Source organism: Roseovarius roseus (genome assembly GCF_043355935.2).
GTDB classification, from domain to species: Bacteria; Pseudomonadota; Alphaproteobacteria; order Rhodobacterales; family Rhodobacteraceae; genus Roseovarius; species Roseovarius roseus.
This window is the reverse complement of sequence record NZ_JBHFPE020000004.1, coordinates 59,536-81,369: the sequence shown is the minus strand read 5'-3', so window position 1 is coordinate 81,369 and position 21,834 is coordinate 59,536. Positions and strand designations below refer to the sequence as shown.

General features: G+C 64.6%; 21 protein-coding genes and 1 tRNA gene. 14 read left to right on the top strand and 8 right to left on the bottom strand.

From position 1 onward, the window contains the following. Positions 1 to 76 precede the first annotated feature (76 nt). The 3 genes from ACEWPL_RS08675 to ACEWPL_RS08665 form a co-directional block, all read right to left on the bottom strand. Complete coding sequence (locus ACEWPL_RS08675; protein WP_393931391.1) at positions 77 to 418, bottom strand: DUF6497 family protein; 342 nt, start codon at positions 416 to 418, stop codon at positions 77 to 79. A gap of 41 nt (positions 419 to 459) precedes the next feature. Continuing rightward, a complete protein-coding gene (locus ACEWPL_RS08670; RefSeq protein WP_393931389.1) occupies positions 460 to 726 on the bottom strand; it encodes a DUF7218 family protein in 267 nt (88 codons plus the stop codon). 122 nt (positions 727 to 848) lie between these two features. Continuing rightward, entirely contained in the window at positions 849 to 2,381 is a 1,533-nt protein-coding gene (locus ACEWPL_RS08665) for an acyl-CoA carboxylase subunit beta (protein ID WP_393931387.1), read from the bottom strand. A gap of 195 nt (positions 2,382 to 2,576) precedes the next feature. Between ACEWPL_RS08665 and ACEWPL_RS08660 the strand changes: the two genes are divergently transcribed. Then, positions 2,577 to 3,791, top strand: coding sequence for a multidrug effflux MFS transporter (locus ACEWPL_RS08660; protein WP_393931385.1), 1,215 nt, complete (start codon positions 2,577 to 2,579; stop codon positions 3,789 to 3,791). A 70-nt stretch (positions 3,792 to 3,861) separates the two neighbouring features. Continuing rightward, positions 3,862 to 5,241, top strand: coding sequence for a helix-turn-helix domain-containing protein (locus ACEWPL_RS08655; protein WP_393931383.1), 1,380 nt, complete (start codon positions 3,862 to 3,864; stop codon positions 5,239 to 5,241). On the opposite strand, the gene ACEWPL_RS08650 is transcribed toward ACEWPL_RS08655, so the two are convergent. Together ACEWPL_RS08650 and betC are read right to left on the bottom strand one after the other, a co-directional pair. Next, positions 5,238 to 5,480 (bottom strand): HP1242/YdcH family protein, encoded by a 243-nt coding sequence (locus tag ACEWPL_RS08650; protein ID WP_393931381.1) that lies wholly within the window; start codon positions 5,478 to 5,480, stop codon positions 5,238 to 5,240. The two genes, ACEWPL_RS08655 and ACEWPL_RS08650, sit on opposite strands and share 4 nt — an antisense overlap. A gap of 79 nt (positions 5,481 to 5,559) precedes the next feature. Then, the gene (betC, locus tag ACEWPL_RS08645; RefSeq protein ID WP_393931379.1) at positions 5,560 to 7,074 is read right to left on the bottom strand and encodes a choline-sulfatase; all 1,515 of its coding nucleotides are present in this window, start codon (positions 7,072 to 7,074) and stop codon (positions 5,560 to 5,562) included. A 378-nt stretch (positions 7,075 to 7,452) separates the two neighbouring features. Between betC and ACEWPL_RS08640 the strand changes: the two genes are divergently transcribed. Next, positions 7,453 to 9,009, top strand: coding sequence for an ABC transporter substrate-binding protein (locus tag ACEWPL_RS08640; RefSeq protein ID WP_393931377.1), 1,557 nt, complete (start codon positions 7,453 to 7,455; stop codon positions 9,007 to 9,009). A 223-nt stretch (positions 9,010 to 9,232) separates the two neighbouring features. Continuing rightward, complete coding sequence (locus tag ACEWPL_RS08635) at positions 9,233 to 9,904, top strand: dimethylsulfonioproprionate lyase family protein (protein WP_393931910.1); 672 nt, start codon at positions 9,233 to 9,235, stop codon at positions 9,902 to 9,904. 31 nt (positions 9,905 to 9,935) lie between these two features. Here ACEWPL_RS08635 and ACEWPL_RS08630 read toward each other — a convergent pair whose 3' ends face one another. Both ACEWPL_RS08630 and ACEWPL_RS08625 read right to left on the bottom strand, forming a co-directional pair. Then, on the bottom strand, positions 9,936 to 10,841 hold the full coding sequence (locus ACEWPL_RS08630) for a DMT family transporter (protein ID WP_393931375.1): 906 nt from the start codon (positions 10,839 to 10,841) through the stop codon (positions 9,936 to 9,938). A gap of 67 nt (positions 10,842 to 10,908) precedes the next feature. Beyond that, positions 10,909 to 11,799, bottom strand: a complete 891-nt coding sequence (locus tag ACEWPL_RS08625; protein ID WP_393931373.1) for a TonB family protein — start codon at positions 11,797 to 11,799, stop codon at positions 10,909 to 10,911. Between the two features lie 201 nt (positions 11,800 to 12,000). Between ACEWPL_RS08625 and ACEWPL_RS08620 the strand changes: the two genes are divergently transcribed. From ACEWPL_RS08620 to hisA, 7 genes are all read left to right on the top strand, one after another. Next, complete coding sequence (locus ACEWPL_RS08620; RefSeq protein ID WP_393931371.1) at positions 12,001 to 13,146, top strand: alpha-hydroxy acid oxidase; 1,146 nt, start codon at positions 12,001 to 12,003, stop codon at positions 13,144 to 13,146. A gap of 156 nt (positions 13,147 to 13,302) precedes the next feature. Further along, a complete protein-coding gene (locus ACEWPL_RS08615) occupies positions 13,303 to 16,743 on the top strand; it encodes a pyruvate carboxylase (protein WP_393931369.1) in 3,441 nt (1,146 codons plus the stop codon). Positions 16,744 to 16,748: 5 nt separating this feature from the next. Next, complete coding sequence (locus ACEWPL_RS08610; RefSeq protein WP_393931367.1) at positions 16,749 to 17,540, top strand: phosphodiesterase; 792 nt, start codon at positions 16,749 to 16,751, stop codon at positions 17,538 to 17,540. Positions 17,541 to 17,714: 174 nt separating this feature from the next. Beyond that, positions 17,715 to 17,789: transfer RNA gene (locus tag ACEWPL_RS08605), tRNA-Gly, on the top strand. 140 nt (positions 17,790 to 17,929) lie between these two features. Beyond that, the gene (hisB, locus tag ACEWPL_RS08600; protein WP_393931365.1) at positions 17,930 to 18,517 is read left to right on the top strand and encodes an imidazoleglycerol-phosphate dehydratase HisB; all 588 of its coding nucleotides are present in this window, start codon (positions 17,930 to 17,932) and stop codon (positions 18,515 to 18,517) included. A gap of 4 nt (positions 18,518 to 18,521) precedes the next feature. Then, a complete protein-coding gene (gene hisH, locus ACEWPL_RS08595) occupies positions 18,522 to 19,160 on the top strand; it encodes an imidazole glycerol phosphate synthase subunit HisH (RefSeq protein ID WP_393931363.1) in 639 nt (212 codons plus the stop codon). Positions 19,161 to 19,181: 21 nt separating this feature from the next. After that, a complete protein-coding gene (gene hisA, locus ACEWPL_RS08590; protein ID WP_393931361.1) occupies positions 19,182 to 19,901 on the top strand; it encodes a 1-(5-phosphoribosyl)-5-[(5-phosphoribosylamino)methylideneamino]imidazole-4-carboxamide isomerase in 720 nt (239 codons plus the stop codon). 3 nt (positions 19,902 to 19,904) lie between these two features. Here the strand turns inward: hisA and ACEWPL_RS08585 are convergent, their stop codons facing one another. After that, complete coding sequence (locus ACEWPL_RS08585; protein ID WP_393931359.1) at positions 19,905 to 20,366, bottom strand: DUF302 domain-containing protein; 462 nt, start codon at positions 20,364 to 20,366, stop codon at positions 19,905 to 19,907. Between the two features lie 97 nt (positions 20,367 to 20,463). On the opposite strand from ACEWPL_RS08585, the gene hisF reads away from it, so the two are divergent. From hisF to ACEWPL_RS08570, 3 genes are read left to right on the top strand one after another with little or no spacing between them, the layout of a single operon-like run. Then, positions 20,464 to 21,228 (top strand): imidazole glycerol phosphate synthase subunit HisF, encoded by a 765-nt coding sequence (gene hisF, locus ACEWPL_RS08580; RefSeq protein ID WP_393931357.1) that lies wholly within the window; start codon positions 20,464 to 20,466, stop codon positions 21,226 to 21,228. After that, positions 21,225 to 21,539 carry a phosphoribosyl-ATP diphosphatase gene (locus ACEWPL_RS08575; protein ID WP_393931355.1) on the top strand — a complete coding sequence of 105 codons (315 nt, stop codon included), beginning with the start codon at positions 21,225 to 21,227 and terminating at the stop codon, positions 21,537 to 21,539. The genes hisF and ACEWPL_RS08575 overlap by 4 nt, the downstream gene beginning before the upstream one ends. A 1-nt stretch (position 21,540) precedes the next feature. Further along, positions 21,541 to 21,831, top strand: a complete 291-nt coding sequence (locus tag ACEWPL_RS08570) for a Dabb family protein (protein ID WP_393931353.1) — start codon at positions 21,541 to 21,543, stop codon at positions 21,829 to 21,831. The last annotated feature ends 3 nt before the right edge of the window (positions 21,832 to 21,834 follow it).

Genomic DNA, 21,834 nt, shown 5'->3' with positions numbered 1-21,834 from the left:
ATGCGCAAGGTATGTGTCCTCAAAGCCTCACAAACCCGTGAGGGTGAACAAATCCGCGCAAGATATTGTGGATACATCAAAATGCCTCCCAGATGCAGGTGCCATCGGCCATTGTGAAGGCGTCGAAGCTTTGCCGAATATCGGTGTTCAATACGCCGAATTCCGCCGGTTGATCGGCGATGGACACGATGACATGCACCGTGCCGCCGGGCTGCGTGATCGGCATCAAGTCACTGTTTTCGCAAAGGAAAGTCATATCGGTCAGCAGTATCTCAGGGTCCATGCCCAAGGGATCGAACCCTTCCGAGACATAGCGCAGCCGGATCTTGAACTGGTCCTCCACGATGAACTCGTGAAGCTGGGCGATCAACCCCGAAGGCAGCGTGATATTTTCGGCAGCGGCAGGCGCCGCGTACATCGCAGCGGCAGCCGTGAAGGCGGCGGCAAGCCGCCGGCGCGTCAGTGGTTTCGCAGCGCCTCGATCAGCTCGTCCTTGTCCATCTCCGAGCGGCCCTCGATTCCGATCTCCTGCGCCCGCTCGTAGAGCTCGTCCTTGCTCCACTCCTCGTAAGGCGGCGCTTTGCCTCCTTTCGTCGAGGGACTCATGCTGTCGTTCGCCTTGGCATTCGCAATCCGCGCCGCTTTCTCCTTGGATGCCCCCTCGTCGCGCAGCGCCTCGTAGGTATCCGCGTCCTTGATACTGTTCCCACTCTTCGATTTGGCCATGACATGCCTCCTTTGACGCGAAAAACGCGCATGGTGGCGGCGCGGTTCCCGCTGCACGGCCCGTTCGCGCGATCTGATGCTGCCTTGTCATGCCCATGCCCCCGGCCTCCTGCCAAGCTGTCCTAAAGCGGGATGTTGTCGTGCTTCTTCCACGGCATCTGCGCCTTTTTCCCGCGCAGCGACGCGAAGGCCCGCGCGACGCGCTTGCGGGTGGAATGCGGCATGATCACCTCGTCGACAAAACCGCGCTCGGCGGCGACGAAGGGGCTGGCAAAGCGGTCCTCATAATCCTTGGCATGGGCCGCCAGCTTCTCGGCGTCGCCGCGATCAGCCCGATGGATGATCTCGGTCGCGCCCTTGGCGCCCATCACGGCGATCTCGGAGGTGGGCCATGCATAGTTGAAATCGCCCTGCAGATGCTTGGACGACATCACCACATAGGCGCCACCATAGGCCTTGCGCGTGATCACCGTGACCTTGGGAACCGTCGCCTCGCCATAGGCAAAGAGCAGCTTGGCGCCGTGCTTGATCACACCGTTATATTCCTGCGTGACGCCGGGCAGGAAGCCGGGCACATCGACCAGCGTCAGCAGAGGGATCTCGAAGCAATCGCAGAAGCGGACAAAGCGCGCGGCCTTTCGGCTGCTGTCAATATCAAGGCACCCGGCCAGCACCATCGGCTGGTTGGCGACGACGCCCACGGTCTGCCCCTCAATCCGGATAAAGCCGGTGATCATGTTCTTGGCGAATTCTTCCTGGATCTCGTAGAAATCGCCCTCATCGGCAATCTTGAGGATCAATTCCTTCATGTCATAGGGCATGTTGGGATTGTCGGGGATGAGCGTGTCGAGGCTGTCTTCGATACGGCCTGGATCGTCGAAGAACGGACGCACCGGGGGTTTTTCGCGGTTGGACGAGGGCAGGAAATCGACCAGGCGACGCACCTCGGCCAGCGCTTCGACATCGTTCTCGAAGGCCGCATCGGCCACGCTCGATTTGCGGGTATGTGTGCTCGCGCCGCCCAGTTCCTCGGCGGTCACCTGCTCGTTCGTGACGGTCTTGACCACGTCGGGGCCGGTCACGAACATGTAGCTGCTGTCCTTCACCATGAAGATGAAGTCGGTCATCGCAGGGCTATAGACCGCACCGCCCGCACAGGGGCCCATTATGACGCTGATCTGCGGCACGACGCCCGAGGCGGTGATGTTGCGCTGGAAGACCTCGCCATAACCCGCAAGGCTGTCGACACCCTCCTGAATGCGCGCACCGCCCGAATCGTTGATCCCGATCACGGGCGCACCGTTTTGCACGGCCATATCCATGATCTTACAGATCTTCTTGGCATGCGTTTCAGACACCGAGCCGCCGAGCACGGTGAAATCCTGAGAAAACACATAGACCAGACGGCCATTGATCGTGCCCCAGCCGGTGACAACGCCGTCACTGTAGGGGCGGTCCTTCTCCATGCCGAAATCGGTGCAGCGATGCGCGACGAACATGTCGAACTCTTCAAAGCTGCCTTCGTCCAGCAAGAGCTCGACCCGCTCGCGCGCCGTCAGCTTGCCCTTGGCGTGCTGGGCCTCGACACGGCGCGCGCCACCACCTGCGCGCGCTTCGGCGCGGCGGTTCTCAAGTTCCTGCAAGATGTCCTTCATGGCGCTCTTCCCCTGTCCTCTTGGCTGGCTGGCCGTCTGACCATTTGGCGCAGGCTATACCGCATCGGTTGTCATGCGACAGCAAATTTCGGCAAATTTGCAAACACAGGCAATTCCACTCATTGCAATTTGCAAACTTGCATAACCGGCAGCGCCCAGATGGACTCTGCCGGAGCGCGCGCCTAGCCATTGCGCATGCCCAAGCCCCAAGTCAAATTTCTCGACCGCAGGACGCCGCCCCATATCTCGACGCTGATCGTCATGACGGGCTTGTCAGCGCTGGCGATGAACATCTTTCTGCCGTCGCTGCCGAACATGGCCACGTATTTCGATGCGCCCTATCGGCTGATGCAACTGTCGGTCGCGCTCTATCTGGCGGTCAACGCGGTGCTGCAGATCCTGATCGGCCCCATCTCGGACAAGCTGGGCCGCCGCCCGGTGATCATGGCCGGCATGATTATCTTCATCCTTGCCAGCATCGGCTGCGCGCTCTCGACCAGCGCAGCCATGTTCCTGACGTTTCGTATGGTGCAGGCGGGCATCGTCGTGGCCATGGTTCTCAGCCGCGCGGTGGTGCGGGACATGGTGCCCCAAGACCGCGCAGCCAGCATGATCGGTTATGTCACGATGGGCATGGCCGTGGTGCCCATGGTCGGCCCGATGTTTGGCGGCATGCTTGAGCAAGCCTTTGGCTGGCAAGCAAATTTCTGGGCTCTGACGGTAGTGGGCATCCTGATCCTGGCGCTCACATGGGCCGATCTGGGCGAGACGGCGCAGGGCAGCGGGCTCAGCTTTGCGCAGCAGTTTCGCGAATACCCGGTGCTTTGCAGGTCGTTGCGGTTCTGGGGCTATGCGGGCGCGGCCGCATTTTCTTCGGGGGCGTTCTTCGCCTATCTGGGCGGCGCGCCGTATGTGGGCGATCATGTCTTCGGCCTGGCCCCGCACGAGATCGGGTTTTACTTCGGCGCGCCCGCCGTGGGCTATTTCGCCGGAAATTACCTTTCGGGCCGCTTCTCGGTCGAGGTGGGGGTCAACCGCATGGTCTATTGGGGCACGATCGCCAATGCGGTGGGCATCGCGATCAATCTTGCGCTTTTCTACGCCGGTTTCGGCACCGCACTCAGCTTTTTCGGCCTGATGATGCTGATGGGGCTTGGCAACGGCATGACCATCCCCAACGCCACGGCCGGCGCGCTGTCGGTGCGGCCAGATCTGGCGGGCACGGCCAGCGGCCTTGCCGGCGCGCTGATGATCGGTGGGGGCGCGGCGCTGTCGGCATTGGCCGGCGCGTGGCTGACGCCGCAATCGGGGGCCTATCCACTGCTGTGGATCATGCTGGTCACGGCCCTCGGCGCGGTGGCGACCATCCTGCTAGTAATGCGGCGCGAGGCGCGGCTGGGCGCGCTGTGATCCGGGTGCTTGCGCGCATGAATTTGCAAACATAGTCTGCGCATGAGGCTAACTTGCAAATGAGGCGCGCATGGCGAACCGAAAACTCTACGCCGGGGCCAAGCTGCGCGAGACGCGCCAGCGCATCGGCCTGACGCAAAAAGATTTCGCCGCCCGCCTTGGCGTGTCCCTGCCCTATCTGAACCAGATGGAGAACAACAACCGCCCCGTCAGCACCACTGTCGTGCTGGCGCTGGCGCAGGAATTCGGCTTTGACGTGACCGAGCTGGGCTCGGGCGAGGCCGAGCGCATGGCCGGCGACATCCGCGAGGCGCTGGCCGATCCGATCTTTGCCGACCCGCCCGGTCTGGCCGATCTGCGCCTTGTCGCCTCCAATGCTCCCGCCTTCGCCCGCGCCTTTCTGGAGCTGCACGGCGCCTATCGCCAGACGCATGAGCGGCTGGCATCACTGGATGAGGCGCTGGGGGCGCATGATGCCCTCACCCAGCAAAGCCCATGGACCGAAGTGCGCGATTTCTTTCACTATTGCGACAATTACATCGACGCCGTCGACCGCGCCGCTGAGCGGTTTGCCGTCGCCGCCCCCGATGGCGCGACCGAGGCGCTGGCGCGGATCGGGATTACCGTGGTCAACACCGATGACGGCCCTTTGCGGCGACTGGACCGGGGTAGCGGCATCCTCTATCTCAGCGCCCGCGCCGCGCCGGAAACCCGGCGGTTTCAGCTGCTGCTGCAACTGGCGTTGCTGACGCAGGACCAACTGCTGGAGGCGACGCTGGACCTGGCCCGGTTCCAGTCGGACGAGGCCCGCGCCATCGCGAAAATCGGCCTTGCTAATTACTACGCAGGGGCGGCGATGATGCCGTACACCGCTTTCCTCACTGCCGCGCGCGACTGCCGGCACGATCTGGAGGTGCTGGCCCATCGGTTCGGCGCCTCGATCGAGCAGGTGTGCCACCGCCTCTCGACACTGCAGCGCCCCGGCGCCAAGGGTATTCCGTTCTTCTTTGTGAGGGTCGATCAGGCGGGCACGATCACCAAGCGGCATTCGGCCACGCGGATGCAGTTCGCGCGCTACGGCGGCGCCTGCCCCCTTTGGAACGTGCACCGCGCGTTCGAGACGCCGGGACGTTTCCTGCGCCAGCTGGCCGAGACGCCGGACGGGGTGCGCTACATCAACCTCGCGCGGGACGTCTCAAAGCCCGGCGGGCATTTCGGCGCGCCGGTGCGCCGCTTTGCCATCGCGCTGGGATGCGAGGTCAAGCATGCGCCCGCCCTCGTCTATGCCGATGGGCTGGACCTCAGCAGTCCGGCCGCGTTCGAGCCCATCGGAATTTCCTGCCGCATCTGCGAGCGGACCGAGTGCCATCAGCGCTCCATCCCCCCGCTCGAGCGGCGCCTGACCATAAGGCCGGACGCGCGCGGCGTGCTCCCTTACGAGGTCGGCTAGGCCGCCTTGGTCAGCATGGCATAGATCTCGTCCTTGAGGGCGGCGCGCTTGCGGCGCTGCTCGCTCTCGGCCAGCTCATCCATCGGGGCGACATTGGTCTCGGCCTTGTGGATGATGCGGTTCACCTCGTCATACTCCTTGGACAGCTTGGCGAAATGGGCGTTGGACTGCTCCAGCTTGGCGATTTCCTCGGCCTTGTCGGGGAATTCTTCGCTCAGCTGGTGTGGGACATGGGTCATCTGCGGGCTCCTCTTGTTGCAGGTTGCGTGCAGTTTGCGCGGGCAAATCTGCCCGCGCATTGACCCGGATCAAACGGCGCTACTCTCCCCGCGGAAAACGCGCATTTTCCTCGACCACGTTCAGATCCATGTGATTGCGCATATACCGCTCGGACGCCTTTTTCAGCGGCTGGTAGTCCCACGGGTAATAGCCGCCCTCGCGCAGCGCCTCGTAGACCACCCAGCGGCGCGCCTGCGATTCGCGCACCTGCGCATCGAAAGCCTGCAGATCCCAGCGCGCCTCGGCCATTGCCGAGAACGTCCTGAGCGTTTCGGCATGGGCCGGGTCGGCGGCCAGATCGTTCAACTCGTGCGGATCCGCCTCCAAATCAAAGAGCTGGTCCGGATCGAGCCTGCAGCGGTTGAACTTCCACTTGCCCTGCCGCAGTGACACCAGCGGCGCGTAGGAGGCCTCGGCCGCGTATTCCATCGCCACCGGCGCCTCGCGCGTCCGGCCCTGACCCAGCGGGACCAGAGATTGTCCCGCGACCCAAGGCGCGACCTCGTCCATCGACACGCCCACCAGATCGCAGAGCGTCGGGCAGACGTCGATATTGCTGACGGGCGTGTCGATGCGCCCCGCCTCCATGCCCGGCGCGGCGATCATCATCGGCACGCGCGACGAGCCCTCAAAGAAGCTCATCTTGAACCAGAGCCCGCGCTCGCCCAGCATGTCGCCGTGATCCGAGACGAACAGAATGATGGTGTCCTCGGTCTGCCGCGTACCGTCGAGCGCCTCCATCACCTCACCGATCTTGTCGTCGAGATAGGAGATATTGGCGAAATAGGCCCGGCGGGCGCGGCGGATGTGATCCTCGGTGATGTCATAGCTGCGCCAGTCATTGGCGTCGAAGATGCGCTGCGAATGGGGATCGTGGTTCTCGTAGCCCATCGCCCCAACCTCGGGCAGCAGGTGGTCGCAATCCTCGTAGAGATCCCAGTATTTCTTGCGCGCGACATAGGGATCGTGCGGATGCGTAAAGCTGACCGTCAGGCACCAGGGGCGCAGATCCTTCCCGCGCGCGTAGTCATAGACCTTGCGCGTCGCCTCGTAGGCAACCTCGTCATCATATTCCATCTGGTTCGAGATCTCGGCCACCCCCGCGCCGGTGACGCTGCCCATGTTGTGATACCACCACTCGATCCGCTCGCCCGGCTTGCGGTAGTCGGGCGTCCAGCCGAAATCGGCGGGATAGATATCGGTCGTCAGACGATCTTCGAACCCGTGCATCTGGTCGGGGCCAACGAAATGCATCTTGCCCGAAAGGCAGGTTTGATAGCCCGCCCGGCGCAGGTGATGCGCATAGGTGGGGATATCAGCGGCGAACTCTGCGGCGTTGTCATAGACACGGGACCGCGAAGGCAGAAGGCCCGACATGAAGCTGGCGCGCCCCGGCGCACAAAGCGGGCTGGCCGTGTAGGCATTGGCAAAGCGGGTCGAGCGTGCGGCGAGCCGCTTGAGGTTGGGCGCGTGCAGCCACTCGGCGGGGCCGTCGGGAAAGAACGTGCCGTTGAGCTGGTCGACCATGAAGATCAGGATGTTCGGGCGGCTCATGTGCGGTGTCCTCTCAGGCAGTGTGGATGGAAAGGCGCAGAGTGCCCCACGCGCGCACCGTGGCGCGCGGCGACACTCTGTCATACAAGGTTCACGTTGGCGCTATGGAAATTTCATTGACTCGTCAATCTGCAGCCTGAATGCTCAGCCGCGATGCTGCCCGGACGCGCCCCGCAAAATGGTTGCAACCCGGCGCGGCGGCATAATAACGTCGCCGGGCGCGCAGAGGTCTGCATGTCCCGGCCAGGGCCATACCGCCGCGGGACCGGCAAACCGCAGCGCGCCCGAGGACCAACCGGAAGAGACAAGGCACCCCCTGCCGCTGCTGGCGGGCTGAGAAACAAGACCTTGATAGAAACGACAAAAGGGAAGATTTACATGTCGCTCATCACGAATGGACGCCTTGACCGGCGCGGATTTCTGAAAACCACCGCCGCAGGCGCCATTGCAGCCTCGCTGCCGCTGGGCGGGGTCTATGCCGCCACCCCCAAGAAAGGCGGGAATTTCCGCATCGGCAAGGGCTATGGCCAGACCACAGACACACTGAACCCCGGCGTCTGGGACAATGGCTATATGGTCGCGCTGACCTTTGCCAAGGACGGGCACCTGACCGAGGTTCTGGCCGACGGATCGGTCGGACCCGAGGTCGCCGAAAGCTGGGAAGCCTCCGATGACGCCACCGTCTGGCGCTTCAAGATCCGCGATGGCGTGACCTTCCATTCGGGCAAGACCGTGACCCCCGAGGATGTCGTCGCCTCGATCAACTTCCACCGCGGCGAAGAGGCCGCTTCGGCCGCCACGCCGATCCTCGCGCCGATCACCGACATCGCGATCGAGGGCGATACGGTCGTCTTCACGCTGGATGGCGGCAATGCCGACTTCCCGTTCATCCTCAGCGACTATCATCTGCCCGTTCTGCCCGCCAACGATGGCGGCATCGACTGGAAATCCGGCGACGGGTGCGGCAGCTACAAGATCGTCTCGTTCAAGCCCGGCATCTCGACCACGTTCGAGCGTAACGAGAATCACTGGCGCAGCGATGTCGGCTGGTTCGACACGATCGAGATGCTGTCGCTGGTCGATCAGAACGCGCGCACCACGGCGCTTGTCTCGGGCGATGTCGACAGTGTCGATCGTCTTGACCTCAAGACCATCGGCCTTCTGGCGCGCAACCCCGATATCGACATCAGCTCGATCGCGGGCACGCAGCATTTCACTTTCGCCATGGATTCTCGCGCCGAGCCCTATAACGACAATAACGTCCGCCTCGCGCTCAAGCACGCGATCAACCGCGAGGAGCTGGTCGAGAAGATTCTCTTTGGCTACGGCTCGGTCGGCAATGATATCCCGATCGGTCAGGGCCAGCAGTTCTACAACACCGAGCTCGAGCAGAAGACCTACGACCCCGACAAGGCCAAGTACTACCTCAAGGAGGCCGGCCTCGATTCGATCGACGTCAGCCTTTCGGCGGCCGATGCGGCCTTCGCGGGGGCGGTGGACGCGGCGACGCTGTTCCAGAACTCGGCCAAGGATGCCGGCATCAACCTCAAGGTCGTGCGCGAGCCCAATGACGGCTATTGGTCCGATGTCTGGATGAAGAAGCCCTTCACCGCCGTCTATTGGGGCGGCCGCCCCGTGCAGGATCAGATGTTCGCCACCGCCTATACCTGCGGCGCGGACTGGAACGACGGTTTCTGGTGCAATGAGAAGTTCGACGCTCTGCTGAAGGAAGCACGCGCCGAGCTGGACCCGGAAGTCCGCCGCCAGCAATACTGGGAGCTGCAGGAGATCGTCAGTACGCAAGGCTCGATCATCATCCCGATGTTCGCCAACTACGTGTTTGCCTCCAGCAAGAAGGTCGGCAAGCCCGAGAACATCGCTTCCAACTGGGACATGGACGGCGAGCGTTGGGCAGAGCGCTGGTGGTTCGCCTGATCCGGGCTTAGGGGCGGAGCGCCGCCCCATCGACCAGAAAATAGATGCTGCCGGGCCGCACCGCCCGGCAGCATTTTTCTTTTAGTGCGGCCTACGGCGCATCGCCAAGGCTTGCGCAGGCGGCAATTCCCGTGGTTCTAATCGGGAAGAATCCCCTGCCCGGATGCGCCCCATGACCGACCTGCCCCCGACCAATCATACCCATACGTCCAGCGCGGCGCTCATGTCCGAAGGGCCGCGTCTTACCGACAGTCCCGACTGGCTCTACCTGCTGCGCGAGTTCGACGCGCTCTACCGCTTTGGCTCGGACGGGGGCAGCCCCGTGATCCGCAGCCACCGCAAGCGGGTGCGCGACGGACTGTCGGCAACGATTGCAGCGAACCTGCCCATCTTGCCGCGCCAGCCCGAAACGCTGCCGGTGACAGCCCATCTCGCCCGCGCGCTAGATCTGGGGGAACGCGCGGCGATGCAGGGCATGGCCCGCGCCCTGCGCGAGGTGCGCGCCTCGCTGACCTGGGAATACGGGTATGAGAAAATGCCGATGGCACTGGCGCGCAAGTATGCGTTCTGCGAAATCCTCGGCCAGAAAGGGCCGGTGCAATCAGACCGACTGAACCTCGGCTTCGTGCTTTTCGCGCCGACCACGACATACCCGCAACACAGCCATCAGGATATCGAGGAGAGCTACATCTCGATCGCCGGCGCATGGTCGGAAAACAACGGCGCGGTCTATGCGCCCGGATCGCTGATCTTCAATGGCTCGGGCATGGAGCACCGCATCACCACCGGCGACCGCGATCCCTGCCTGCTGGCCTATGCCTGGGTCGGGCCCGCACATCGCCTTGCCTCGCCGGGGATGAAGCTCAGCCCGACGCGGCGGCCCAAGGCGGGCTGACAAGAGAGGCTGACAGGGCGGGCTGAAGCGCTCAGACCTTGGTGGCAGTACTGTTCGGCGTGATCGCGCGGCGCTTCAGCATGGCCTCGCGCCAGGTGATGAAGCTGACGGACCCCACGATCACCATCCCGCCCAGCACCACGTATGGGTCCACCGCCTCGTCAAAGACCAGCGCGCCCAGCAGAACCGCCCACACCAGCTGAAGAAACGTCATCGGCTGCGTCACGGCCAGCGGCGCGGCGCGGAAGGCCAGCATCATCGTGTAATGCCCCCCCGTTGCGAGGACTGCGACACCAAACAGCGTTACCAGCTCAAGCAGGGTCGGCGTCACCCAATGCAGCGCGGCAAAGGGCGCAAGCCCCACCGTCACTGTCAGCGACAGCATCGCCACGACGACAACGGGCGACGCCTCATCCGTCGCCAGCTTGGCCAGAAGGTAGGACGCGCCGAAGCTGATGGCAGTCACCAGCATGGCCATATGGCCCGGCCCGATTTCGCGCAGACCGGGGCGCAGGATGATGACCGCGCCCAGCAAGGCCACGAGGATCGCCATGAGGCGGCGCATCGCCAGCCGCTCGCCCAGGAACAGCGCCGCGCCGATCGTCACGTAGATGGGCGACAGGTAGTTCATCGCCGTAACATCCGCGAGCGGGATATGCGCCATCGCATAGAACCACAGCGCCACGCCGATAGTGTGCACCGCGCCACGCCCGCAGAAGATGCCCAATAGGCGCGGCGTAAGCTGCGCGCGCCGGATGGCCGGAATGGCCGGGATCAGCAGGACGAGGCCAAGGGCATAGCGCAAAAACGCGGTCTCGGCTGCGGGGATGCGCGGCCCGATCGTCTTGACCAGTGCTGTCACCCCCACAAAAAGGAGGCCGGTCACCACCATCCAGAAGATGCCCCAGCCGGGCCGCGTATTGATCTCACTTGCCATTCGCGCATTGAGAAATGAATTGCACGGGAATGTCGAGGGACGATCTGCCTGATATTTCGCGCGTTTTCTAGCGGCCCTCGATGCTGATGGTAAAGCTGCGCTGCGCGCCTGGCGGCGGCGCGGGGAACGGGGCGGCGCGCCGGATCATCTGCAACGCCGCATTGTCCAGTTGCGCCGAACCCGAGCTGGTTGCGATGGCCAGACCCGCGAGACCGCCGCCTGCCGCCACGCTGAAATTGACCACCGCCGTTCCCCGCGAAGCCGAGCGCGGGCGTGCCACGCGCGAGATTTTCGCCATCACGACGCCCGGATAGTTCGACGCCGCTGCATTACCCGCTGCCTGCGGTTGCTCCGCGCCGGCGCCGCTGGTCCGGGCCTCGGCGCTCTCCGTGCCGGACACGGTGCCTTTAGTTGCGTCCTGCTCGGCATTGCCCCGCGGGGCGGGCTGGGCCTGCTGCCGGGGTTCCGGCTTGGGTTGGGGCGCGGGCCGCGCAGGCGTGTTTGCCGCCTCAAATTCGGGCGTTCGGAGTTTGGGCCGAACGGATCCGGTGACAGCGGGGCTGATGTCTTTCGCCGGGCGCACCGCCTCGGCGGGTGAAGGCACCTCCGGCGCGAGCATCTCCGCAGCCTGCGGCGTCACCTTTGGGGTAGGGTCGGACTCTACCACGACAGGCTCGGCACGCTGCGGCTGCAGTGCGGTTTGCGGCGCGGGTTTCAGCGCCGGCAGGGGCGTCTCTTTGGCAGGCTGCAGCGCCTCGGCAGGCTCGGTCGCACGCGCGGCGGTCAAGGTGCCGGCGGCCATGTCGGCAAAGCTGGTGCCCAGCCGCGTCTCGGGCGCACTGGCGCCGCCTTCGATCTCGGGCCCGGACGTGTCCACCAGCACCAGCGCCAGCGCCGCATGGATCAGCAGCGCCATGCCCAGCGCCGCCAGCGCGATATTGCGCGAGGCGGCGATCACGGCGCACCCCGCCCCCCGGCCTCGGCAACCTGACGATATCGGATGAGAGCCATCATTTCTTTCCCTCGGCGACCTTGCCCGGTCGCACGGCGCGACCAAATCCTTACAGCAACTCTCGGGCGGTCACCACATTCCCACGCGAAGCGTGCCACATCGCGACAGCACTGGACAAGGCGCGCTCCGCTGCGCCAAATGCGGCGCATGAGCCACGACGCGACATACCCTGCCCTCAGCGATCTCAAGGCCCGCGCCCGCGCCCGACTGCCCCGTTTCGTCTGGGAATATCTCGACAGCGGCACGGGAACCGAGCGCGCGCGCCATGGTGGCCCCGCCGCGCTGCAAGAGGTCGAAATGATGCCCTCGATCCTGCATGGCGAATTCACGCCGGACCTTGCCACAACCCTCTTTGGGCGTGCGCACCCCCTGCCCTTCGGCATCGGCCCGGTGGGTATGTCGGGCCTTGTCTGGCCCAATGCCGAGCGCCACTTGGCCCGCGCCGCGGCCACCGCGCAAATGCCCTACACCCTCTCGACCGTCGCCGCGCAAACGCCCGAGGATATCGGCCCGCTGGCAGGCGATGACGCCTGGTTTCAACTTTACCCGCCGCGCGATGAGGGCATTCGTCGCGACATGCTGGAGCGCGCGCGCAAGGCGGGTTTCAAGGTGCTTGTGCTGACCGTCGATGTGCCTGTCGCCTCGCGGCGCGAGCGTCAGACACGCTCGGGCCTGACGCAGCCGCCGCGCCTGACGCCCCGGCTGATGGCGCAGGTGGCCCAGCGCCCAGCCTGGGCGCTGGGCATGGCGCGGATGGGCATGCCGCGCATGCGCATGATCGACAGCTATGCGGGCGATACCAGCGGCCTGCCCTCGACGGCGCACGCCGGATACCTGCTGCGCACCTCGCCAGATGCCGGATATCTGGACTGGCTGCGCGTGAATTGGGACGGCCCGCTGGTGGTCAAAGGCGTGCTCGACCCCGCCGATGTGCCGAGGCTGCAAGAGGCCGGGGTCGATGGCATCTGGATCTCAAACCACGGCGGGCGACAATTCGACGGCGCACCTGCCACCGTGCGGCAACTGCCGCGGATTCGCGCCGCGACAGACCTGCCGCTAATCTTCGACGGGGGCATCACGGGCGGACTCGACATCCTGCGCGCGCTGGCGCTGGGGGCAGATTTCGTAATGATGGCGCGCCCCTGGCATTACGCGCTGGCCGCACTTGGCCCCGAGGGGCCCGCGTATCTGGCGCATATCCTTGCCGCCGACATGACGGCCAATATGGGCCAGCTTGGCGCGCGCCGCCTTGCGGACTTGCCCGGACGACTGATCCCGGACCGAACCGGGTAGGAAATGTCGCAAATGGGTGGGCCGCGCGCCGCATCTGTTGCGCGAATCCGGCGCGATTTCTACAAGACTGGAAATACCTTGCGCTGCGCTGCGGCAATTCGCACTCTGCGCGCAACCGGGCAGTGACCCGCGCGTGACATAACCGGGGGACGCACAATGACCGAGTTCAAGAAAATCCTGATCGCCAATCGCGGCGAGATCGCCATCCGCATCATGCGCGCCGCCAATGAGCTGGGCAAACGCACGGTCGCGGTCTTTGCCGAAGAGGACAAGCTGGGCCTGCATCGCTTCAAGGCCGACGAGGCGTATCGCATCGGCGAAGGGCTGGGCCCCGTTGCCGCCTATCTGAGCATCGACGAGATCATCCGCGTTGCCAAGGAATCGGGCGCCGACGCCATCCATCCCGGCTATGGCCTGCTCAGCGAGAACCCCGATTTCGTCGATGCCTGCGAGGCGAACGGCATCACCTTCATCGGCCCGAAGGCAAAGACCATGCGCCAGCTGGGAGACAAGGCCAGCGCTCGGCGCGTCGCCATCGAAGCGGGCGTGCCTGTCATTCCCGCGACCGAGGTTCTGGGGACCGATATGGACGCCATCCGGGCCGAGGCCGCCGAGGTGGGCTATCCGCTGATGCTGAAAGCGTCCTGGGGCGGCGGCGGGCGCGGGATGCGTCCCATCAACGGACCGGACGAGCTGGAAGAAAAGGTGCTGGAAGGCCGCCGCGAGGCCGAGGCGGCCTTTGGCAATGGCGAGGGCTACCTGGAGAAAATGATCCTACGCGCGCGCCATGTCGAGGTGCAGATCCTCGGCGACAAGCATGGGGGCATGTATCATTTGTATGAGCGCGACTGCTCTGTCCAGCGCCGCAACCAGAAAGTGGTCGAGCGCGCGCCCGCGCCCTATCTGACCGAAATCCAGCGCGCCGAGATTTGCGAGCTGGGCTACAAGATCTGCAAACATGTGGATTACGAGTGCGCCGGCACGGTCGAGTTCCTGATGGATATGGACACGAACCAGTTCTACTTCATCGAGGTGAACCCCCGCGTGCAGGTCGAGCATACTGTGACCGAAGAAGTCACCGGCATCGACATCGTGCAGGCGCAGATCAAGATCGCCGAGGGCAAGACGCTGGCCGAGGCGACGCGCAAGAAGAGCCAAGACGATATCCGCCTGCATGGCCACGCGCTGCAGACGCGCATCACGACCGAGGATCCGCAGAACAGCTTCATCCCCGATTACGGCCGCATCACCGCCTATCGCTCGGCCACCGGCATGGGCATTCGCCTTGACGGCGGCACGGCCTATGCGGGCGGCGTCATCACCCGCTTTTACGACAGCCTGCTGGTCAAGGTGACGGCCCATGCGCAAACGCCCGAGGCGGCGATCGCGCGGATGGACCGCGCGCTGCGCGAGTTCCGTATTCGCGGCGTCAGCACCAATATCGCCTTTGTCGAGAACCTGCTGAAACATCCCACATTCCTCGACAACACCTACACGACCAAGTTCATCGACGACACGCCCGAGCTTTTCAACTTCCGCTCGCGCCGCGACCGGGGCACCAAGGTGCTGACCTATATCGCGGATATCACCGTGAACGGGCATCCCGAGACCAAGGACCGCCCGCGCCCGCGCGCCGATCTCAAGGATCCGCGCCCGCCCAAGCCCCGCTGCGCGCCGCAGCCCGGCACGCGCAATCTGCTCGAGGAAAAAGGCCCTCAGGCCGTGGCCGACTGGATGAAGGCGCAGACACAACTGCTGATCACCGATACGGCGATGCGCGACGGGCACCAGTCGCTGCTGGCGACGCGGATGCGCAGCCGCGACATGATCCGCGTCGCGCCCGCCTATGCCGCGCATCTGCCGCAGCTCTTCTCGGTCGAGTGCTGGGGCGGCGCGACTTTCGATGTCGCCTACCGTTTCTTGCAGGAATGCCCGTGGCAGCGCCTGCGCGATCTGCGCGCAGCGATGCCCAACGTGATGACGCAGATGCTGCTGCGCGCCTCGAACGGCGTCGGCTACACCAACTACCCCGATAACGTGGTGCAGGAATTCGTGCGTCAGGCCGCCGAGACGGGCGTCGATGTGTTCCGCGTGTTCGACTCGCTCAACTGGGTGGAAAACATGCGCGTGGCGATGGATGCCGTCGTCGAGAGCGGCAAGATCTGCGAAGGCTCGATCTGCTACACGGGCGATATCCTGAACCCCGACCGTGCCAAGTATGACCTGAAATACTATGTCGGCATGGCCCGCGATCTGGAGAAGGCGGGCGCGCATGTGCTGGGCCTCAAGGACATGGCAGGCCTCCTGAAGCCCGCCGCCGCGCGCAAGCTGATCACGGCGCTCAAGGACGAGGTCGGCCTGCCGATCCATTTTCACACCCACGACACCGCCGGCATTGCCAGCGCTACGATTCTCGCCGCCGCCGACGCGGGTGTCGATGCGGTCGATTGCGCGATGGACGCGCTCAGCGGCAATACCTCCCAGGCCACGCTTGGCTCGGTCGTCGAGGCGCTGGCCCATACCGAGCGCGAAACCGGCCTCGACATCGCCGCCGTGCGCGAAATCTCGGACTATTGGGACAATGTGCGCGGGCATTACGCGGCATTCGAATCGTCGATGCAGGCCCCCTCGTCCGAGGTCTATCTGCACGAGATGCCCGGCGGGCAGTTCACCAACCTCAAGGAGCAGGCCCGCTCGATGGGCCTGGAGGACCGCTGGCCGCAAGTGGCGCAGACCTATGCCGACGTGAACCAGATGTTCGGCGATATCGTCAAGGTCACGCCCTCGTCCAAGGTGGTGGGGGACATGGCGCTGATGATGGTGAGCCAAGGTTTGACCCGCGCGCAGGTCGAGGACCCGGCGCATGACGTGTCTTTCCCCGATTCGGTGATCGACATGCTGCGCGGCAATCTGGGCCAGCCTCCCGGTGGCTTTCCCGTGCCGCTGGTGAAGAAAGCGCTGAAGGGCGAGGCGCCCAATACCGAGCGTCCCGGCGCGCATCTGCCGCCCGTCGATCTGGAGGCCACCCGCGCCGAACTGCGCGCGCAGCTGGAAGGCCGTGCCGTCGATGATGAGGACCTGAACGGGTATCTCATGTATCCCAAGGTCTTCCTCGATTACATGGGCCGCCACCGCATCTACGGCCCCGTGCGGACCCTGCCGACACGGACCTTCTTTTACGGGATGGAGCCGGCCGAGGAGATCACGGCCGAGATTGATCCCGGCAAGATCCTTGAAATCCGCCTGCAGGCCGTGGGCGAGACGGGCGAGGACGGCGAGGTCAAGGTCTTCTTCGAGCTGAATGGCCAGCCCCGCGTCATCCGCGTGCCCAACCGGCTGGTCAAGGCCACCACCGCGGCCCGCCCCAAGGCCGAGCCGGGTAATCCGAACCATATCGGCGCGCCGATGCCGGGCGTCGTGGCCAGCGTCTCGGCCACCCCGGGCAAAAGCGTCAAGGCGGGCGATCTCTTGCTGACCATCGAGGCGATGAAAATGGAAACGGGCCTGCATGCCGAGCGGGACGCGGTGGTCAAATCCGTCCACGTCACACCGGGCGGACAGATTGACGCCAAGGACCTGCTGATCGAACTGGAATAGGCGGCATGCGCAAGATTTTGATCTTCACCGATCTGCATTACACAGCCCCGGGCGCGCTGATCGGCCATCTGGACCCCGATGCGCGCTTTCGCGAGGGGCTGGCCCATGCGCTGGCGCAGTTCCCCGAGGCCGAGCGCATCGTCATCACCGGAGATCTGACGCATCACGGCCACCCTGCGGAATACGCCCGCCTGCGCAGCGCGCTGGCGGACTGCCCCCTGCCCGTGCATCTGACCATCGGAAATCACGACCGCCGCGCGCATTTTGCCGAGGCGTTCCCAGAGGCGCCGCTGACCCCCGAGGGGCACGTCTGCGAGGTGATCGACACGGGCGACACGCGCCTGATCGTGCTTGATACGGTCGATGACGGTCATCATGCAGGCTTGCTATGCGACGCGCGACTTCAATGGTTGGACGCGGCTTTGGCCGCCGCCGAGGGGCGGCGCACCGCCGTCTTCATGCACCATCCGCCGATGCCGGTCGGCTTTGCCGCGATGGACGAAATCGGCCTCGCGAATCGGGCCGAGTTCCTTGCCCTGCTCAAACACCGCGCCAGCACCTGCCAGATCGTCGCGGGCCATGTGCACCGCACGATCTCGGGCGCTGCGGGCGGAATCGCGACCACGGTTCTCAAGAGCCCTTGCCACCAATCGCCCATCCTGCAGCCCGGCATGGACACGGATACCTCCGTCGACGAGCCGGGGGCCTATGGCATTCTCTACTTGGGCGAGGAAGGCCCCGTCATGCATTCCGAGGATTTCGGGATCCCCGGCAGGCGGACGCTGAGCTACGTCTGAGGCCCGCGTGCCTGCATGCGGCGGCTAGGGGTTTCACCCCCCGGACCCCCAGAGTATTTTTGGAACAATCAAAGTTGCCCCGACGGCGGCCTCTGACGATCCCACTTTTTTCATTTTGCCCGAAATTTGCCCTTGCGGCCTCCGCCCGCAATTTGTAGATACCCCTCAATCGGTGCGGGCGTAGCTCAGGGGTAGAGCATAACCTTGCCAAGGTTAGGGTCGGGCGTTCGAATCGCCTCGCCCGCTCCAATTAGACCGCTACCCACGGTCACAAGATCAAGGCCGCCTTCGGGCGGCCTTTTCTGTTTTCGGCATGCGCGTTTTGCCGCGCAGCCCTTGGCGGGGCGGCGCGATCTGCCTATAAGCGCGGCAAAGAGCAGGAGACCGACATGCGCAGCGCCACCATCACCCGCAAGACCGCCGAGACCGATATTCGCGTGGCCATCACGCTGGATGGCTCGGGCAACTATTCCAACAAGACCGGCGTCGGTTTTTTCGATCACATGCTGGACCAGCTGGCGCGCCATGCGCTGATCGACATGGAAGTGACCTGCGAGGGCGATCTGCATATCGACGATCACCACAGTGTCGAGGATGTGGGCATCGCGCTGGGCCAGGCGCTGGCCGAGGCGCTGGGCGACAAGCGCGGGATTCGCCGCTATGGCGCCTGCCTTTTGCCGATGGATGATGCGCTGGTGCGCGCGGCGCTGGACCTCTCGGGGCGTCCCTATCTGGTGTGGAACATGGACCTGCCTACCGCCAGGATCGGCACATTCGACACCGAGCTGGTGCGCGAGTTTTTCCAGGCATTCTCAACGCATTCCGGCATGACTCTGCATGTCGATGCGCTGCATGGGATCAATAGCCACCACATGGCCGAGGCGGCGTTCAAAGCGGTCGCGCGCGCGCTGCGAGAGGCGGTCGAGACCGATCCGCGCAAGGCGGATGCGATACCGTCTACAAAGGGGACGCTGTGATCTGATGCGCACGGTCATCGTCGATTACGAGAGCGGCAACCTGCACTCGGCCGAAAAAGCGTTTCAGCGCATGGCGCGCAAGGTGGATGCGGGCGAGGTGATCGTGACCTCGGATCCCGAAACCGTACGCCACGCCGATCGGATCGTGCTACCGGGCGACGGCGCCTTTGCCGCGTGCAGGGCCGAGCTTTATGACCATCGCGGGCTGTTCGAGGCGATGCGCGAGGCGGTGATCGATAATGCCCGCCCCTTCATGGGGATCTGCATCGGGATGCAGATGCTGGCCACGCGCGGACTGGAGCATGGCGAGACGGCGGGCTTTGACTGGATCGGCGGCACGGTCGAAGCGATCACGCCCTCCGATCAGGCGCTGAAGGTGCCGCATATGGGCTGGAATGATCTGGTGCTGGACAGGGCGCACCCCGTGTTCGACGGTATCGAGACCGGCCAGCATGCCTATTTCGTCCATTCCTACCAGTTCCAGGTGGCCGATCCCGCGCATCTGCTGGCGCATGTGGATTATGGCGGGCAGGTCACTGCCGTGGTGGGCCGTGACAACCTGATCGGCACGCAATTCCACCCCGAGAAAAGCCAGGTGACCGGGCTGCGCATGATCTCGAATTTCCTGCGCTGGACGCCCTGACCTCATTTTGCGAGACATATCATGATCCTATACCCTGCCATCGACCTCAAGGACGGCCAGGCCGTGCGCCTTTTACGCGGCGAAATGGATGCCGCCACCGTCTTCAATGACGACCCCGCAGCGCAGGCCGAAGCCTTTGTCGCGGCGGGCTGCGAATGGTTGCACCTTGTCGATCTGAATGGGGCCTTTGCGGGCACGCCGGTCAATGCCGCGCCGGTCGAGGACATTCTGAAACGCTGCAAGGTGCCGGCACAGCTGGGCGGCGGCATTCGCGACATGGCGACGATCGAAGCGTGGCTGTCGAAAGGTTTGGCGCGGGTGATCCTTGGCACCGTAGCCGTCGAAAATCCGGCGCTGGTGCGTGAGGCGGCCAAAGCGTTTCCAGGACAAGTGGCCGTGGGAATCGACGCGCGCAACGGGCGTGTTGCGACCAAGGGCTGGGCCGAGGAAACCGAGGTGATGGTTACCGACCTCGCCCGCAGTCTCGAAGACGCGGGCGTGGCCGCCATTATCTATACCGATATCGAGCGTGACGGTGCGATGCAGGGCCCGAATATCGAAGCGACAGCGGCGCTGGCCCATGCGGTCAGCATTCCGGTCATCGCATCAGGCGGCGTCAGCTCGCTGGATGATCTGCTGGCGCTGCGTGACTGCGGCGCGCCGCTGGACGGTGCCATTTCTGGCCGCGCGCTCTATGACGGGGCGCTGGATTTGCGCAGCGCGCTGGACGCGCTGCGCTAAGCTTTAGTTGGCCGGGCCAGCGGCCTTGCTGGTCAGCTTGCCAAGGGCGGCGCGCATTTCGGCGATGTAGGTGGCGCCCGGCTCAACCCCGCTGAGATTGCCCAGCATGACGGCCGGATCCTCGTAAGCGAGGTAGACCTGCCCGTCGAGCGATTCGTAGACCAGCACCTTCATCGGCAGATGCAGACCGGCAAGGATATCATCCTCCATCGCCTGCGAGCCCAGCTTGGGATTGCCGAAGATCAGAAGCTGTGACGGCTTGAGGTCGATGCCCACGCCCTCGGCCCCGGCGCCGTGATCGACGCGGGCAAAGACGGTGGCCCCGGCCGAGGTAACAGCCGCTTCGAGGCTGTCCATCGTCTCGGTCACACCACCGGCGGCCTCGACATGGGTCACGCTCTCTTCGCTGGCAAAGGCGGTGCTGCCCATCACCGCGAACAGCGCGGCTGCGATAAGTCGTCTCATATGAAATCTCCTTGTCCGGTTTTTCATCTTCTGGCCCTAGCATGTAGCGCGATTTGGCCATAGACAATCGCCTGACACGCCAAGGGCCGGATCCACCATGCTGAAAACCCGCATCATCCCCTGCCTCGACGTGGCCGATGGCCGCGTGGTCAAGGGCGTCAACTTCGTCGATCTGCGCGATGCGGGCGATCCGGTGGATGCCGCGCGCGCCTATGATGCCGCCGGCGCGGATGAGCTGTGTTTCCTCGACATTCACGCAACGCATGAGAATCGCGGCACCATGTTCGACGTGGTGCGGCGCACGGCCGAGCAATGCTATATTCCGCTGACCGTGGGCGGCGGCGTGCGCACGCCTGCCGATGTGCGCGCGCTATTGCTGGCGGGGGCGGACAAGGTCAGCTTCAACTCCGCCGCCGTGGCCCGGCCCGAGGTGGTGCGCGAGGCGTCGGACCAGTTCGGCAGCCAGTGCATCGTCGTGGCAATCGACGCCAAGACGGTCAGCCCCGGCAAGTGGGAGATCTTCACCCATGGCGGGCGGCGCGAGACGGGCATCGACGCGGTGGAATTCGCGCGGCTGGTCGCGGGCTATGGCGCGGGCGAGATCCTGCTGACCTCGATGGACCGGGACGGCACGCGCGCGGGGTTCAACCTGCCTCTCACGAGGGCGATATCGGACGCGGTGGATGTTCCCGTCATTGCCTCGGGCGGTGTCGGCACACTGGACCATCTGGTGGATGGCGTAATCGAGGGCGGCGCCAGCGCGGTGCTGGCCGCGTCGATCTTTCACTTCGGCGAGTTCACGATAGGCGAGGCCAAGGCGCATATGGCCGCCGCCGGAATACCGATGAGGACGGGACTATGACCCTCGACGATCTGGAAGCGGTCATCGCCCGGCGCGCCGCGGCGGACCCCGAGACCAGCTGGACGGCAAAACTGCTGTCCAAGGGCCCCGAGAAATGCGCCGAGAAATTCGGTGAGGAGGCCGTCGAGGCCATCATTGAGGCGGTCAAGGGCGACCGCGCGGCGCTGACCAGCGAGGCGGCGGATGTGCTTTTTCACCTCATGGTGATGCTGCGCGCGCGGGGTGTCGCGCTCAGCGACGTCATGGCCGAGTTGGAGCGCCGTCAATCCCAATCCGGCCTCGCCGAAAAAGCCAGCAGACAAAAGGGCTGAGATGATCAGGCACGTCGTTTTCTTTTCCGCGAAGGCGGATCAATCCGTGGATGAGGTCCGCGAGGGCCTGATGATGCTGGCGGAGATTCCGCATGCCGACCATTTCGAAGTCGGCCGCAACCTGCACAGCGATGTCATCACGCAGGAGGCGCCTGATCTGATCGTTTATGCGGAATTCGCCGACGAGGCCGCGCTGAGCGCATTCAAGGCGCATCCCACCTACGCCGCCTGCATCGCGCATGTGCGCCCCATGCGTGAGATGCGCATTGCAGCGGATTTTGTGGCGGGCTGAGGC